15 protein-coding genes and 1 tRNA gene are annotated in these 15610 nt (G+C 70.0%); 6 read left to right on the forward strand and 10 right to left on the reverse strand.

Features of this window, described 5'->3' with window-relative positions; genetic code table 11:
- The first annotated feature begins 33 nt into the window (after positions 1–33).
- Complete coding sequence (locus RM445_RS26185) at positions 34–951, forward strand: aldo/keto reductase (RefSeq protein ID WP_311559520.1); 918 nt, start codon at positions 34–36, stop codon at positions 949–951.
- 160 nt (positions 952–1111) lie between these two features.
- Positions 1112–1327, forward strand: coding sequence for a DUF5703 family protein (locus RM445_RS26190; protein ID WP_311559521.1), 216 nt, complete (start codon positions 1112–1114; stop codon positions 1325–1327).
- 78 nt (positions 1328–1405) lie between these two features.
- Here the strand turns inward: RM445_RS26190 and RM445_RS26195 are convergent, their stop codons facing one another.
- Positions 1406–2710: a M20/M25/M40 family metallo-hydrolase gene (locus RM445_RS26195; RefSeq protein ID WP_311559522.1), complete on the reverse strand. Its 1305-nt coding sequence runs from the start codon at positions 2708–2710 to the stop codon at positions 1406–1408.
- Positions 2711–2791: 81 nt separating this feature from the next.
- Here RM445_RS26195 and RM445_RS26200 point away from each other — a divergent pair.
- A tRNA-Leu gene (locus RM445_RS26200) sits at positions 2792–2876 on the forward strand.
- Positions 2877–3381: 505 nt separating this feature from the next.
- On the opposite strand, the gene RM445_RS26205 is transcribed toward RM445_RS26200, so the two are convergent.
- From RM445_RS26205 to RM445_RS26225, 5 genes are all read right to left on the reverse strand, one after another.
- Complete coding sequence (locus RM445_RS26205) at positions 3382–4884, reverse strand: tripartite tricarboxylate transporter permease (RefSeq protein WP_311559523.1); 1503 nt, start codon at positions 4882–4884, stop codon at positions 3382–3384.
- A 9-nt stretch (positions 4885–4893) separates the two neighbouring features.
- On the reverse strand, positions 4894–5532 hold the full coding sequence (locus tag RM445_RS26210; protein ID WP_311559524.1) for a tripartite tricarboxylate transporter TctB family protein: 639 nt from the start codon (positions 5530–5532) through the stop codon (positions 4894–4896).
- Positions 5533–5573: 41 nt separating this feature from the next.
- Positions 5574–6452 carry a tripartite tricarboxylate transporter substrate-binding protein gene (locus RM445_RS26215; RefSeq protein WP_311559525.1) on the reverse strand — a complete coding sequence of 293 codons (879 nt, stop codon included), beginning with the start codon at positions 6450–6452 and terminating at the stop codon, positions 5574–5576.
- A 748-nt stretch (positions 6453–7200) separates the two neighbouring features.
- On the reverse strand, positions 7201–8700 hold the full coding sequence (locus tag RM445_RS26220) for an Nramp family divalent metal transporter (RefSeq protein ID WP_311559526.1): 1500 nt from the start codon (positions 8698–8700) through the stop codon (positions 7201–7203).
- Entirely contained in the window at positions 8697–9650 is a 954-nt protein-coding gene (locus RM445_RS26225; RefSeq protein ID WP_311559527.1) for a phosphoribosyltransferase, read from the reverse strand. The genes RM445_RS26220 and RM445_RS26225 overlap by 4 nt, the downstream gene beginning before the upstream one ends.
- Before the next feature lie 303 nt (positions 9651–9953).
- On the opposite strand from RM445_RS26225, the gene RM445_RS26230 reads away from it, so the two are divergent.
- Entirely contained in the window at positions 9954–10124 is a 171-nt protein-coding gene (locus tag RM445_RS26230) for a hypothetical protein (protein WP_311559528.1), read from the forward strand.
- Between the two features lie 106 nt (positions 10125–10230).
- Here RM445_RS26230 and RM445_RS26235 read toward each other — a convergent pair whose 3' ends face one another.
- Genes RM445_RS26235 through RM445_RS26250 form a run of 4 tightly spaced genes read right to left on the reverse strand, consistent with a single transcriptional unit; the run spans position 10231 to position 14521 of the window.
- Positions 10231–11112 (reverse strand): carbohydrate ABC transporter permease, encoded by an 882-nt coding sequence (locus tag RM445_RS26235; protein ID WP_311559529.1) that lies wholly within the window; start codon positions 11110–11112, stop codon positions 10231–10233.
- Positions 11113–11116: 4 nt separating this feature from the next.
- Positions 11117–12028 (reverse strand): carbohydrate ABC transporter permease, encoded by a 912-nt coding sequence (locus RM445_RS26240; protein ID WP_311559530.1) that lies wholly within the window; start codon positions 12026–12028, stop codon positions 11117–11119.
- Between the two features lie 35 nt (positions 12029–12063).
- On the reverse strand, positions 12064–13101 hold the full coding sequence (locus tag RM445_RS26245) for an ABC transporter ATP-binding protein (protein ID WP_311559531.1): 1038 nt from the start codon (positions 13099–13101) through the stop codon (positions 12064–12066).
- A gap of 4 nt (positions 13102–13105) precedes the next feature.
- Positions 13106–14521: an ABC transporter substrate-binding protein gene (locus tag RM445_RS26250; RefSeq protein WP_311559532.1), complete on the reverse strand. Its 1416-nt coding sequence runs from the start codon at positions 14519–14521 to the stop codon at positions 13106–13108.
- Positions 14522–15012: 491 nt separating this feature from the next.
- On the opposite strand from RM445_RS26250, the gene RM445_RS26255 reads away from it, so the two are divergent.
- Both RM445_RS26255 and RM445_RS26260 read left to right on the forward strand, forming a co-directional pair.
- Positions 15013–15210: a CsbD family protein gene (locus RM445_RS26255; RefSeq protein WP_311559533.1), complete on the forward strand. Its 198-nt coding sequence runs from the start codon at positions 15013–15015 to the stop codon at positions 15208–15210.
- Positions 15211–15369: 159 nt separating this feature from the next.
- Positions 15370–15606 (forward strand): hypothetical protein, encoded by a 237-nt coding sequence (locus tag RM445_RS26260; protein ID WP_311559534.1) that lies wholly within the window; start codon positions 15370–15372, stop codon positions 15604–15606.
- Positions 15607–15610 lie beyond the last annotated feature (4 nt).

Here is a 15610-nt window from a genome sequence, read left to right on the forward strand (position 1 = left end):
CGCCGATGCTGATCTCCGCTTAGGCTTCCGGACGTGCAGCGACGACGGGTGGGCAGCAGCGGGCTGCAGGTGTCGCGGATCGGCCTGGGCACGATGACCTGGGGCGACGACACCGACGGCGATGCCGCGGCCGAGCAGCTGCGCGTGTTCGTGCAGTCGGGCGGGACGCTGGTGGAGACGGCCGACGGCTACGGCGGCGGAATCGCGCAGGATGTCCTCGCCGGTCTGATGCGGCGCGCGGTGGCGCGGGACGACCTCGTGATCGCCGGGCGCAGCCTCCTGGCCGACGGTCCGCACGGCGGCGGGGCCGGACGCGGCGCCCTGCTGGGAGGGCTCGACCGGTTGCTGCGCCGGTTGGGCACCGACTATCTCGACCTGTGGCAGCTCCCCGGCTGGGACCCCGACGTCCCGCTCAACGAGACGCTCGCCGTCGCCGACGCCGCTGTGGCGTCCGGGCGGGTGCGCTACGTCGGACTCGTCGGCCCTGCGGGCTGGCAGCTGGCCTCCGTGGCCGAGCGGGCCGCGGCCCGATGGCCGGCCGCGGCACCGACCGCGGTGCAGGCCGAGTACTCCCTGCTCGCCCGCGACGCCGAGGCCGAGCTGCTCCCCGCTGCCGCACACCACGGCGCCGGGCTGCTCGCGTGGGCGCCGCTCGGCCGCGGGGTGCTCACCGGCACCTACTCGGACGTGCCCGCGCTCTCGCCGTACGTGGAGGAGCGCCGCACGGAGCGCGCCGCACGGATCGTGCAGGCCGTGCTCACCGCCGCCGAAGGCCTCGGCACCTCGCCGCTGGCGGTCGCGCTGGCCTGGGTGCGCGACCGACCGGGGGTGGCTGCGGCGGTGGTCGGAGCGCGCGACGCGGCGCAGCTCGGGGCGTCGATGGCGGCCGAGGCGGTGACGCTCCCGGCGGAGATCCGGGCGGCGCTGAACGACGTGAGCGGCGACAGGTGAGCCTGCGGCTCGGTGAACGCAGCGCGACCGGGCGGTGACGACAGCTCGCCGCACGATCCTGGCATCCCTCGCCGCACCGGACTTAAAGTGGCCGCCAGGGCCGGTGCCCACCGGGCCCTCGACGGGGAGGTGAGCGGTGGAGCGTGCATGCGCGACCGCCATGGCCGAAGGAGACACGGCCGACGGGGAATGGGAGTACCGCCCGGTTCAGCTGTCCGGTGACGTGTCCCGGCTGACCGCGGCGGTGCGACTGGCCATCCAGGCCGAGTTCGGAGGGTGGGAGCTCGCGCGAGTCCGCCTCTACCCGGGTGGGGTGCGCAAGGTGGTGCTGCGCCGCAGGCGCAGCTCGCGGATGCTCCCCGAGCTCTCGATCTGACCGTCTTCGCAGAGTGAGCGGCGTCCCCGCAGAGGCGGTCGCGCCTGCGACGACGTCATGGGCTCTGCGAGGTGGTGCTCAGCATTTCTGCAGGAACTCGTCCAGCACCCGCGTGCCGAACTTCAGCGCGTCCACCGGCACCCGCTCGTCGATGCCGTGGAAGAGTGACGCGAAGTCGAGGTCCGGCGGCAGCCGCAGCGGCGCGAAGCCGTAGCAGTGCATGCCGAGCTGGGCGAACGACTTGGCGTCCGTGCCGCCCGAGAGCATGTACGGCGCGATGTGCGCATCCGGGTCGTGCACCTGCAGCGCGGCGGCCATCGCGTCGACGAGCGCTCCCTCGAACGGCGTCTCCACCGCCGGCAGGTGCGTGACCCACTCGCGGGTGACGTCCGGCCCGAGCAGCTCGTCGACCTCGCGCAGGAACTCCTCCTCGCGCCCGGGCAGGAACCGGCAGTCGACGACCGCCTCCGCCGTCGACGGGATGACGTTGGCCTTGTAGCCGGCCTTGAGCATCGTCGGGTTGACGGTGTCGCGCACCGTCGCTCCGACGATCCGTGCGAGCGGGCCGAGCTTGCGCAGGCCGCCCTCGATGTCGTCGGCGGGCACCTCCAGCCCGGTGATCTCGCCGAGCCGGTCGAGGAACTGGCGCACCGTGTCGTGCACGACCAGCGGGAACCGGTGGTTCCCCAGCCGCGCAACGGCTTCGGCGATCTTCGTGACGGCGTTGTCGTCGTGCAGGAACGACCCGTGCCCGGGCGCGCCGCGGGCCCGCAGCCGCATCCATCCGAGGCCCTTCTCGGCGGCCTCGATCAGGTACATCCGCTGCTCGTTGACCGTCAGCGAGAAGCCTCCGACCTCGCCGACGGCCTCCGTGCAGCCCTCGAACAGGTCGGGGCGGTTCTCGACGAGCCACTGCGCACCCAGCGCGCCGCCCGCCTCCTCGTCGGCGATGAACCCGAAGACGAGATCCCGCGGTGGCACCACGCCGTCGCGCCGGAACCGGCGGGCCACCGCGATCATCATCGCGTCCATGTCCTTCATGTCGACCGCCCCGCGGCCCCACACGTAGCCGTCCTGCACCGCGCCCGAGAACGGGTGTACCGACCACTCGGCCGGCTCGGCCGGCACGACGTCGAGGTGCCCGTGCACGAGCAGGGCTCCACGTTCGCGGTCCGCCCCCGGGAGCCGGCAGAAGACGTTCGACCGTCCGAGCGCGCCCGAGTCGAGCACCTCGACCTCGTACCCGACCTCGGAGAGCTTCCCCGCGACGTACTCCGCCGCCTCCCGCTCCCCGACCGTGCCGTCGGGCTCGCCGGTGTTGGTGGTGTCGATCGCGATGAGCTGGGAGGCCAGCTCGACGACCTCGTCCTCGGCGGCAGTCATGGGGATCTTCCTACCACCGTGCGGAGGGGCCCGGGACGTCCGCTATCCTCTGCGGGACACGCACGGCACGGTCGTGCGCTGGTCCGAGTGGCGGAATGGCAGACGCGCTAGCTTGAGGTGCTAGTGCCCTTTAACGGGCGTGGGGGTTCAAGTCCCCCCTCGGACACACGAACGAGTCTGTGACCAGCACTTTGCATGCACACTTCTTCCTCGTGCGCAAAGGACGACCGGGACGTGCTCCCCCGGCCGGATGGCGAGCCCACGGCCTGGTCGCGGCCCTCGGCCTTGACGAGCTCGAGCCGGGCGGGCTCCTCGGCCGGCCGCACGGGGGCGGCTTCCGGCATCCCCTGCAGCACGAGCCGGCCACCCCCCGCCAGCCAGGCTCGCTCGTGCGGCTCCTGCCAACATCCGGGTGGCACCAGTTCGGGCTCGGGCTGCCGTCGACCAGCGTGATGTCACGACGAACTCGTCGGGCTCCGTCCGGGGTTCGTCAGCCGGAACGCGATCAGGCGCGGGAGGATCCCGGTGCCTTCTTCACGATGACGTTATTCCAGCCGGCCAAGAAGTGTTGGTCGACCGCCGCGGCGCCGGGCGCATCTGCCGCAGCTCGACCAACCGGTCGAGATCACTACTCAGCAGCCTCCGCGGAGCGCCCGGTGTCGCCTCCGGTGTCACGCGTCCTCGGCGAAGACGACCTCGCGCCTCCTGCGGATCGCGGGGAGCGCCGCCACGACGACGGCCACCGCGGCCAGCACCAGCAGCGCCAGGGAGATCGGCCGGGACACGAACACACTGGGGTCGCCGCGCGAGATGATCAACGCGCGGCGGAGGTTCTCCTCCAATAACGGGCCGAGGACGAAGCCCAGCAGCAGCGGGGCGGGCTCGCAGCCCATCCGGACGAGGAAGTAGCCGAGCACCCCGAAGAGCGCGACGGCCAGCACGTCGTAGGCGTTGAGGCCGAGCGAGTAGCAGCCGACCGCCGAGAACGCGATGATCGCGGGAAACAGCACGCCGTAAGGAACCCGGAGCATCCGCACCCATAGCCCGATCAGCGGCAGGTTGAGAACCACCAGCAGGATGTTGCCGACCCACATCGACACGATCAGGCCCCATACCAGCACGGGCTCGTCCTGGATCACGTTCGGCCCGGGGGTGATGCCCTGGATGATGAACGCGCCCACGAGCAGCGCCATCACGGGGTGGGCTGGCAGGCCGAGCGTCAGCAGGGGGATGAAGGACGTCTGCGCGGCGGCATTGTTGGCCGACTCCGGCCCGGCCACCCCTTCGATCGCGCCTCGGCCGAACGTCTCCGGTCGTCGGGACAGCCGCTTCTCCACGGCGTAGGACGCGAAGGACGCCAGCACGTGCCCACCACCGGGTAGAACGCCGAGCAGCGAGCCGAGGCCGGTTCCACGCAGCACCGGCCTGACGATCTGGCGCAGCTCGGCTTTGCTCAGCCACAGGCCCTGCACCTTCCGGACCGAGGCTCGGGCTATGCCACCGGCCTCCAGGTTGCGCAGGATCTCCGCCACTCCGAACAGCCCCACCGCCAGCGAAACGAAGTTCAGACCGTCGAACAGCTCGCGCGACCCGAAGGTGAAACGGGGTGTCCCGGAGTAGATGTCCTGACCGACCGTTCCCAGTAGGAGCCCAAGAACGATCATCGCAAGGGCCTTGACCATCGGGCCGCTCGCCAACGCGACCGAGGCGATGAGGCCGAGGACCACCAGCGAGAAGTACTCGGCCGGCCCGAACGCTAGCGCGGCGCGGGACAGCGGTGGCGCAAGGACGGCGAGGACGACCGTGGCCACCGTCCCGGCGAAGAAGGACCCGAGGGCCGCGGTGGCCAGCGCTTGCCCCGCCCTACCCCGCCGGGCCATCTGGTACCCGTCGATGGCCGTCACCGCGGCCGAGGACTCACCCGGGACGTTCAGCAGGATCGCGCTCGTGGACCCGCCGTACTGCGCACCGTAGTAGATCCCGGCCAGCATGATCAGCGCCGCGACCGCGTCCAGGTTGAAGGTGATGGGCAGCAACAGGGCAATGGTCGCCGTCGGGCCGATGCCCGGCAGGACGCCGACCGCCGTGCCGATCACGACCCCGATCAGGCACACGAGAATGTTGGTCGGCGTGAGCGCGGCTTCGACACCGAGCTGCAGGTTGGCCCAGTCCACGTCCGGCGCCTAGCCCGTGAACAGGGAGCCGACGAGCGGGAGTCGCAGCTGCAGGGCGACGACGAAGATCAGCACGCAGAGCACGGTGAGGCCGACCGCGACACCGGCGGCCCAGGCCGCGTTGCGGCGTCCGGCCAAGGCGGCCAGGAAGGTGGCGATCAGCAGCGCGGGAACGAGACCCAGTTCGCGCACCCCCAGAGCGAACGCGACGATTGCCGCGACGACGAGCGCCATCGACATCCAGGGAACGGGCCCACGCTCTTCGCCGGCCGCGTCGTCGCTATCCGCGTCGTCACCGCCCGCATCGTCCCCACCCGTATCGTCCCCACCCGTATCGTCCCGGGGGGCGGGCGCAGGGGTCGGGTCCCGGACGGCGGCGTCCCGCGGGTTCCGGCGGCGGAACAGGCCCTCCACGGCCACGCCGACCCCAAGGGCAACGAGGAGACCACCGAGTACGAGCGGGTAGTACCCCGGTCCCATCTGCAGTGCGCTGCCGAGCTCGTAGCGGCTCGAAGCCACGACGAACATTAGGCCGACAATCACGAAGGTGCCCCCCGCCAGCAGGTCGGGACGCGGGTCGCGGCCGGCGCGGCGGTCGGGGGGTGGTGACTTCGTCAGCCCGGGGTCGGGCACCTCGCTCGGGGTCACGGTGTGTCGCGGTTCCTGTCGCGTCGGGGATGGGAGACGAGTCAGCCGCCGGGCGTTGGGCTGGCCGCCTTGATGACGGGACCCCAGAAGTCGATCTGTTGGCGGAGCTGGTCGGAGTGCGCCTGCGGCGTGACGTCAGTCGCCGCCACCGGCGCGGTCCCGAGTTTGGCCATCGCGGCGACCACGTTCTGGTCCTGCAGGGCGACGGCGAGCGCGTCCGTGAGCGCCTGGACGACCTCCGGTGGCGTGTCGGCCGGCACGTAGAGGCCGTGCCACACCGAGACCTGAACCTCCGGCAGCCCCGCCTCCACGGTGGTGGGAAGATCCGGCAGGACCGCGACCCGCTCAGGGGTGGTCACCGCGTAGGCCTTGACCCCGCCCGCGGTGATCTGCCCCGTGGTGTTGGTGGTCTGGTCACACATCATGTCCACCTGCCCCCCGACGAGATCGGTCAGCGCCGGACCGGTTCCCTCGTAGGGCACCTCGGTGACGTCAACCTGGAAGGCGCGCTCGATCAGCAGGCCGCACAGCTGAGACGCAGCGCCGACCCCCGCCGTCGCCAGCGTGACCCCGCCGGGGTTGCCCCGCACATAGGCGACGAGCTCCTGAAGCGTGTTGGGAGCAAGGTCCTTGCGACCGACGATCGTCATCGGGACCTCCGTGACGAGACCGACGGTCTCGAAGTCCTCGAGTGGTGCGTAGGGCAGCTGCGGGTACAGGGTCGGCGCCGTGGACATGCCGATGTGGTGCATCAGCACGGTGTATCCATCCGGCGTGGCCCTCGCGACCTGCCCGGCACCGAGCGTCCCGCCGGCCCCTTCGACGTTCTGCACGACGATCTGCTGCCCGAGCTTGGCGCTCATCGGTTCAGCGATCAGCCGGGTCACGGTGTCGGTCGGTCCGCCCGCGGAGAAGGGCACGACAATCGTGATCTGTCGGTCGGGATAACCGCCGCCGCCGGCTCCGCCGCTCGACTCGGTGCCTGAGCACGCACTGACGAGGACGATGACGATCGCGAGCACGGAAGCGGCGCGCAGGCGAGGTGCGCGGTCTCGGGCGGCCGGCCGCATCACGGTCGAGGTGGAGCGGGCCGGCTCGCTCGGGCTCCTCGGCGTGATGGCGAACGCCGGGCAGCTCTCCTTATGTGGCATACATCACTGTCGCCGACCCCGGCTCGACAGGTCAACTACTGGTCGACGCGTCGTCTGTTGGACTGCGTCGCGATCTGCTCGCCACGGGCCGGACAGGAGGCCGCGCTCGCCGGGCTCGCCCGGGACGGGGCCTGGCGGAGGACGCGGGTCGCCGAGATCGCGCAGCGCCGGGCCTGGCTGGGCGAGGCCCGGCCGCCCGGCCAGGCGGGTTCGAGACGTCCGGCGGTTCTTCGCCTGGGTCCGGCATCCGTTCACCGACCGGCCGACGCCCGGCGTCGTGTAAGGCCTGGTGCTGAACCCCGGGCACGGAGGCGAGAGATCGTCGATCGTCGGACGCGCAACGCCAGCCCCGTGGTCAGTGCGCGAGTCCCCCCTCGGGCACAAAATCAAGCTTCTGACCTGCGTTCTGCTCGCCTTCTTTCCTGGCAGCGAGGAGAAAGCAGTGGTGAGCACCCTGGCGGTTCAGCTCCGGCTGCCCGACCGCGACGCACGCAGTCTCGTCGTCCCTTCTGCAGGATCAGAAGGTGACCAGCGGGTCGCCCACGAAGTCGGCGACGAAGTTGACGAAGAAGAACCCGAAGAACAAGAAGTTGAGGACGAGAATCACGTAATGCCACGGACGCGGCCGCGCCGCCCGCGGCAGCCTGCTGTTGAGGTACATCAGCAGGAAGGGGTAGATCAGCGCGCCGAAGTTCGACATGTTGGCCGAGAACTGAATGAGAGCGACTGGCACGGCCAGATGCAGGACGAACGCGATGACGACGAGCAACGTGATCATGAACGGGTAGTAGAACCGACGCGGGTCGTTCTCGATGAGTCCCCGCAGCCGCTTGCTGGCCGGCGCCGCGTCGGTGACCACCCGAACCATCGCCTCAAAGATGCCCAGCTGGGTGGAGAACAGGATGAGCACACCCATCAGCAGGAGCAGGTAGAACATCCCAGTGCCGTACTGCGGGCGCAGGGTGTCAGCGACGAACGTCGGTACCGTCGCCGCCGTCGGCTGCCGCCCCGACAGCGCCACGGCATGGGACATGAGCACCGTCGGCAGCAGCATCCCGAGCATCGCTCCGACGAAGAACACCCCCCACATGTCGACCATCAGCAGCCGGTACCACCGTCGCCAGAGCGTGGTGTTGCGCTCGTCGTCCGGGAACGTCACACCCACGGCACGAACGTCGCGCCGCCCTCCACGCAGACCAGTGATGTAGCCGGTGCGGTGACCCATCCCGTAGCCCTTGTCCCGGTAGTGGCCCATGACGTACCAGTTCAGGCCCGAGGCCAGTGCAGTGAACCCGGCCAACGCGCCGAGCTGGGTCGCGGTGATCCCCGCGGGCGGTGCAGCCGGGGTGACCAGGCCGCTGATGCCCTCCCACCACACACTCCACGGCACCACGACGAGGTCCACGACCAACAGGACGATGAGGATGGTGCCGACCATCACCCAGTTCGACAGCTCGAGAGCCCTGCTGATCTTCCGAGCGGCCGCGGTGATGACGAACACGAGCACGAGCAGAGCGATCGCGTACCAGCGCGTCGCCTGCACCTCGTCCGGCGCCGCGACCCGCCCATTGACCAGCGCGAAGACGCCTTGACCCGCCGAGGCCGCCCAGCCCCCGGCGATGAACGCAAAGATCACCACGAAGGCCGAGAACGGAACCCAGAATGCCGCACCCGGAGGCACCCGCCCCCAGCCCAGAACCGGAACCTCGCCGGTCGCGACGACGTACCGCGCGCACTCGACGTTGTAGAAGGTCTGCAAGACCGCCGAGACCAGGATGACCCAGCCGACACCGGTGAAGCCGAACTGGCCGACCGCCTGCGGGCCGAGTAGCCACTCGCCACTACCGATCGAGATCCCCAGCGCGATCAGGCTCGGGCCGACCACGTAGGCGCACAGCTCCCGCGGCCCGATGCGACGAACCCCGAAGGCTTCCTCCGGGGTGGGCAGGTCCCCGAGTTCGAGCGGTGGGCGACTCACGCCCAACGGGTAGGTCCGAGCCGGCTGCACCTCGGTCATCTCGCGCTCCCGACGCTGCTCCCGAGTGTTCCCGGCAGGATGACCCTGCCCCACATCCCGGACAAGGCACATTCAGTCACGGGCGCATCACGAATGACGTCTCTGCAACGGCCGGCTTGCTGCACGGCCGTGCCACGCCGGCCCGGCGGCGGACCACGTCGCAGGCGGTACGACTTGAACATGACGTAGATGACGTCAAACGCGCAGCCGCCCACCACGACAACCACCGGCCGCGCCGCGTCCCTCGGCCGAGCCGCTCCCCTACCGTGGCGTTCCCGCCACCGGGGGTGGGTCATCACGGGTGTCGATCGGGTATGAACCGGGGCCGGGACGGAGCAGCTCGACCACCTCCGCTTCGGAGGTCGGCCGAAGTCCGCGTAGAACTGCCCGACCGTGACAAACCGCTTCGGGGCCATTAGGCACACCATCTCGTCGGCCACATCGCCCAGCGTGCGCGCTACATCGGGCGCACACACCGGCGCCGCCAGCACCACCCGCGCCGCCCCGTGGGCCCGCGCCACCCGGCACGCCGCCCGCGCCGTCGACCCGGTTGCGATGCCGTCGTCGACCACCAGCGCCGTCCGACCCACCAGCGGCAGCCGCGCCCTGTGCCCACGGAACTGCTGCGCCCGCCGTCGCACCTCCTCACGCTCCCGCCGCTCCACCCCGACGAACGCGACCTCGCCGACGGGCACCGCCTGCACTACCCGCTGGTTCACCACCAGTACGCCGTCTTCCCCAACCGCGCCCATCGCGAGCTCCGGCTGCGACGGCACCCCCAGCTTGCGCACGATGATCACATCCAACGGCGCCGCCAGCGCCCGGGCCACCTCCGAGGCCACTGGCACCCCGCCCCGCGGCAATCCGAGCACCACCACGTCCGCACCCCTCAGGTGGCGTAGCCGCGCCCCCAGCCGTCGCCCCGCATCCACCCGATCCACGAACGGCACCACAACTCCCCGCCCTCGTCGTGGGCATTGTCGGACCGCTGCCGTCACCGCGACAGGGTCATTCTGGCCCGGAACAGCAGCGCAAGCTTTGCGACGTCACGTAGTTGTCGGCCTCGGGGTGTCGGGACGGCCCGGCACGGCATCGCGCGGGCGCGACATCCGACATCGGCAGATCGGGGCCTTCTGGCATATGCGAAGTCATCGCGACCAAACACGATGACCGGACCGCTTGTGCGGGCGGCACGAGCGCAGGATCCTGGTTGCCCCAGGACAGGACCGCGCCGGCCGGAGAGGAGCTGGAGCATGGCCGCTCAGGTGACACTTACCGAACCCGAGGTCCGCGCCTTCTCGTCGCTGCTGAGCAGGGTCAGTGAGCGGCTGGCCACCTACGAAGAGCAGACACATCAGGACAAGCGGCACGCCGAGGAGCTCAAGGCCGCGGCCGACGATCTTCTCAGCCGCCTCGATCAATAGAGCACAGTTCCTTGGCGCTCTGGCTCCTGCCCACCTCCACTCCGAATCCGCATGTCCCTCGCGCCGCAGCGTCGCCGTGAGAGGGATACAGCTGGTGCTGGTGGCGTCACCCCTTGACCGCTCCCTGAGTGAAGCCGGCGATGAAGCGGTTGAGGAACAGGTTGAAGACCAGCGCGATCGGGACCGCCACGAGGACGGCGGCGGCCTGCAGCGACTGCCAGAAGAACACGTCACCGCGGACGAGTTCGGTCGGCACACCGGTGCTGATCACTTTCTCGGAGCTGGGCGAGATGAACGCAAGCGCGTAGATGAACTCGCTCGCAGTGAGGGTGAAGGCGAACACGACGACGGCCACAATGCCGGGGAATGTGAGCGGCACGACCACTCGCAGCATGGCCCCCACTCGGCTGTACCCGTCGACCATCGCTTGTTCCTCGATGTCCTTCGGGATGGTCTTCAGGAAACCGATGAGCAGCCAGACCGAGACCGGGATCGTGATTGTCGGGTAGACCACGACCAGTGACCAGGTGGAGTCCTGCAGCCCGAGCGCGACCACGATCCGCGACAGCGACAGGAACAGCAGGGTCGGTGGCACCAGGTAGACGAAGAAGATGGCTATGCCCATCCACCCGGCCCAGGGTCGGTCCAGCCGGGCGAGGCTGTAGGCGGCCGGGAAGCTCAGTGCGAGGGTGACCGCCACGACCAGTACCCCGACCCAGAGTGTGTTCCAGGCGAATGTGGCGAATCCGGTACGGGTCAGCAGTAGGTCAACGTGGTCGAGCGTCGGGGGTTCGTTGAAGACGAACGGGTTGTTGCGTCGTCGGTAAAGGTCGCTGTCTTGCTTGAATGTCGTGATGACCGCCCAGAGGAACGGTCCGGCCGCCACCAGCGCGGCCAGGACGGCGAGCAGGTAGAGGCCGACCCGCCCCGCCCGATACCGCCGACCGAGGCGTCGCCGCTCGCGTTCGTCCGCCTCGAACCCGGCCATGCCGTCAGCTCACCTCCGTGCGGCGGACCGCCCGCAGGATGGCGATCGCCGCGGCCAGCAACAGCGGGAAGAGGAACAGCGCGATCGCGGCGCCCTGACCGATGTCGCCGCCCTCGATGCCGCGGAAGAACGCCCAGCTGGCCAGTACCTGGGTCCCGTTGGTCGGGCCGCCACGGGTGAGGACGTACACGACCGCCATGTCGGTGAACGTGAAGATCGCGCCGAACAGCGCGGAGATGGCGATGACCGGGGCGGTCAGCGGGATGGTGATCTCGAACATCCGCCGCCAGTACCCCGCGCCGTCGACCGTCGCCTGCTCCTGCACGTCCTTCGGCACCGACAGCAGCCCGGCCATCATGATGACCGCGGCGAGCGGCACCAGCCGCCAGACGTGGACGGCGATGACCGAGGCCATGGCCAGCACCGGCCGGCCCAGCCAGTAGGTGTTGGACTGGATCAGGCCGAGTTCCCGCAGCACCCAGTCGATCGGCGAGAACACCGAGTCAAGGAGCCACAGCCAGGTGATGGTGGACAGCGCCACCGGCGTGGTCCATGGCAGTAACACCAGGAAGCGCACCAGCCATCGGCCGCGGAACTGCGCGATGAGGACGTTGGCGAGCACCTTGCCGCAGACCACGATCAGCAGCATCGACACGGCGGTGAACACCAATGTGTTGCGTAGGGACCGCCAGAACACCGGGTCGGCGAAGATCCGGTTGAAGTTGCGCAGACCGACCCAGTCGAAGCTGGGGTCGCCGCCGGTCACGTCGGAGAGGCTGAACGCGATGGCGAGAAAGAACGGGATGCCGACGAGGGCGGCGACGTAGGCGACCGACGGGACGAGGAAGGCCCAGGCGAGTGCCTCGTCCCGGTCGACCAGACGCCGGCGGTGCGCCGTCGCCGGTTCAGTCGGCACGGTGCACTCCGCCGATGCCGCCCGGGGACCCGCCATCAGGACCCCACGCGCAGCGGATCGGTCCGTTGGCCGGTGCGTTCGTCGAAGAACCGCAGCCGGTCCACGGCGATGGCGAAGTCGTGCTGCTCGCCGACCGCGATCGGCGTGTCCACGGTGGCGGGTAGGCGGGCGATGACGCGGGTGGGGTGGTCGCCCAGCTGGACCGTCCCGTAGACGTGCCGGTCGCCGGAGAGGTACTCCATCCGCTGGACATCCAGCGCGACCGTGATCCGGTCGCCGGTCACGTTCTCCTCGGGTAGCAGATGCTCGGGCCGGAAGCCGACGAGCACCTCGCCGCGGGGCACGAGGTTCATCGGCGGGGAGCCGATGAAGGTCGCGACGAAGGTGTCGGCGGGATCGTCGTAAACCTCGACCGGCGCACCGATCTGCCGGACCCGTCCGGCGCTCATCACCGCGATGCGCTCGCCGAGCCCCATCGCCTCGCTCTGGTCGTGCGTGACATACATCGTCGTCACTCCGACGCGCTGCTGAAACCGCTTCAGCTCGTCGCGGGCGCTCGCCCGCAGCTTGGCGTCCAGGTTGGAGAGGGGCTCGTCGAGCAGGAACACCGCCGGCTCGCGGACCAGTGCACGGGCCAGTGCGACGCGTTGGCGCTCGCCGCCGGAGAGCTGGCGCGGTTTTCGGTCGAGCAGGTGCCCGATGTCCAGCATCTCGGCCGCTTTGCGGGCCCGCTCCTCCCGCTCCCCCACCGCCACCCGGGCCGCCCGGAGCGGAAACACGATGTTGGCCAGCACGGTCTTGTGCGGGTAGAGCGCGTAGCTCTGGAACACCATCGCGATCCGCCGCGCGCGAGGCGGCAGCCCGGTCACGACCCGACCACCGATGAGGACGTCACCGGCCGTCGGCTCCTCGAGCCCGGCGATGGTGCGCAGCAGCGTGGTCTTACCGCAGCCCGAAGGCCCGAGGAGCACGAGGTACTCGCCCTCACCGGTGGCCAGGTCGATCTCGTCGATGGCGCGCACGCGGCCGCCGTCGAAGTGCTTCTGCAAGTGGCGGACCTCGACCGTCGCCACGTCCTCAGCTCCCGCCGGTGCCGATCAGCCCGCGCGCCCGCCACTGGTCGAAGATCGGGCGGATCTGGGCCTCGGCGTCGGTGACCGCCTGCTGCGCGCTGACCTCGCCGCGGGCGGCCCGGGCGAACATGTTCGGGATGACGAAGGTCGCGAACACCTCGCCCTCGGCCGTGTTGGCCGTGCCGGGGTAACCGATGTTCGTGCTCCACTCGGTGGCGTTCGCCAGCAGGGCGAGCTTGTCCGCGGGCCGGGCGCCGAACGGGTCGCTCTGCAGCCATCCGGCGAGATCGGGCACCACGTCGGCGTAAGCCGGGAAGTCGTAGAGCCGCGAGTTCCAGGCGATCACGTCGAGGTTGTCGGTGTAGTACAACAGGAACTCCTTCGCCGCGTCCGCATTCGCCGCGAAGCTGGGGATGATCCAGTTGTACATGACGTGGCTCGCGGCCCGGGCGTCCGCGGGACCGCGCAGCGCCGGGGTGAAGAAGATGTCGTCGGCCACCTCGGGGTCGGTCTCCTGCGAGGTCCGCCACGCCGAGATCGAGTTGAGGATGTAGGACAACTGGCCGGCGGCCAAGCCCTGGTTGTTCGACGCGGCATTCCATGAGAACACCTCCGGCGTCATCGCGTCCCGGAAAAGCCGAGCCATGAAATCGACGGCCTCAACAGCCTGCGGAGAGTTGATGGCGACCTGCTCGTTCTCATCCTGGATCGAGGCGCCGAACGACCACAACAGCGCACGGCCCGCCATGTTCGAGTCGATTTCCTGCGACATGCCGACACCGAGCTGGACATCCTGGCTGCGCTTGATCTCCGCGCCGCCCCGAAGCAGGTCGTCCCACGTTCCTGGGCCATCGGGGAGTCCGACAGGGGTCCACAGGCTGCGGCGGTAGTCACCCGGGTCGGGGACCCACGCGGGAGCGTAGGCGAAGAACTTGCGGGTGGTCGGGTTGTAGCTCGACCTCCGACAGAGGTCGAGCTGCTCGCCGTAACGGTTGCCCGCCTCGGTCACCACGTCGGTGAGGTCGAGCACGCTTGGCTCGTACTGCGGAACGGGGGCGATGTGCAGGATGAGGTCATGGCCCTGCCGGGCCTGGATCTCGGCCTGCGTCCGCGCGGGCAGCTCGGCGTAGTTGATGTGATCGACGGTCACGTCCACACCGACCCGCGAGCCCCATTCCCTCGCCCACGGGTCGAACCACATGTCGTGCGCCGGCACGAAGTGGCTCCACATGAGGATCGCGATGGTCCCCGACAGAGCCGACCGGGGCTCGGTGAAGGCGCCGGACGGAGCAGCAGCTGCCGGTGGCTCGGGCGGCCCGCCTCCGGAGTCACCGCCGCAGGCCACCGCGGCTCCACCGAGTGCCAGTAGGCCCGCTGCACGCAGGAAACGGCGGCGGTCGAATTCGATGTTGTCTCGCATGATGTGAGCCCTCACCACACGGAACCGGTCGAAACGGATGATGGTAGGGGATCGGCCACCTGCCCAGCTCCAGGTCGATCCGATTGTTACCCGTTTCCCGCGAGCCTGGGTTGGTCGCCGTCGCGGGAGGTGGAGGCTCGCCAGTGCCCGAACCACGTTCGGAGCAGCGGCGAGCCAGCCGGTCACGGGGCTCTGCACATTCGGGCACTCACAGTCGTGCCGTCGACGGAGCGACGACGGCCGCGCATCGGGGAGGGCCAAACTGTCAATAGTTCCGGGTAGTGCTGAGCGCCCCCGAGATCCTTGCCGCCGTCCCGCAGCTGGCCAGATACCCCGTGCCGGTGGAGCCCGGCACAAGCCCTCGTCTACCTCGCCCCGGCATGCTCGCGGCGCCGTCAACGACACCGCTCCCCTCGCGGCTGGGGGCGTATCCTCGCTGGTACCGACGGGCCCCGGGGGGTCCGGGCGCCCCTCGGCGGAGGGTGGTTGAAGTGGGCTTCGCGGACAAGTTCGCCAACAGGGTCCAGGAGCTGCGGGGGCGGATGAAGCGCAACGCCGGCGCGGTGAGCGGTGACCGGCGGCTCGAGGCCGAGGGCAGCTCCGAGGAGGTCCGAGGCGGCCTCAAGCAGGCCGGGCAGAAGTTCAAGGACGCCTTCCGCGGCCGTGGTCGGCGCCGCCCCCGGCACTGACAAGACCGACCGCCTCCCGGACGCGGCGGCCCGTTTCCATCCGACGGCGTGACCCCGACCAGCGCGTCGAGCACGTCCGCGCTGCCCAGCCATCGGTCGGCAGCCGGAGGTGCCGATGGGCCACTCGGATCCGATCGCGCGGGAGTAGGCCAGGACAGCGTGGATACCGTGCAGAAGATTCCATCACCGGGGAGGGCCGTAGCGATCGCCGAGCTCTTCGCCGCACTCGACGACCTGTTGCGGTCCTACCGCGGCGTACCCGAGGACGAACGGGAAGAGCGCTGGGCCGCCGACGCCGACCTGATCACCGGCGAGATCGCCCGCCGGCTCGCCGTTGCCCGCGCGTGCATATCCCGTTCGTCTCCGCCCGTCGGCGGCCTCAGTACTTCGATCTGAAGAA

This window comes from Pseudonocardia charpentierae, from assembly GCF_031845345.1.
GTDB classification, from domain to species: Bacteria; Actinomycetota; Actinomycetes; order Mycobacteriales; family Pseudonocardiaceae; genus Pseudonocardia; species Pseudonocardia charpentierae.

Coding starts and splice junctions, on each gene's coding strand:
- RM445_RS26190 (WP_311559521.1), top strand. CDS start 1,112: ATGGCCGAAGGAGACACGGCCGACGGGGAATGGGAGTACCGCCCGGTT.
- RM445_RS26195 (WP_311559522.1), bottom strand. CDS start 2,710: ATGACTGCCGCCGAGGACGAGGTCGTCGAGCTGGCCTCCCAGCTCATC.
- RM445_RS26220 (WP_311559526.1), bottom strand. CDS start 8,700: ATGACCGAGGTGCAGCCGGCTCGGACCTACCCGTTGGGCGTGAGTCGC.
- RM445_RS26230 (WP_311559528.1), top strand. CDS start 9,954: ATGGCCGCTCAGGTGACACTTACCGAACCCGAGGTCCGCGCCTTCTCG.
- RM445_RS26235 (WP_311559529.1), bottom strand. CDS start 11,112: ATGGCCGGGTTCGAGGCGGACGAACGCGAGCGGCGACGCCTCGGTCGG.
- RM445_RS26250 (WP_311559532.1), bottom strand. CDS start 14,521: ATGCGAGACAACATCGAATTCGACCGCCGCCGTTTCCTGCGTGCAGCG.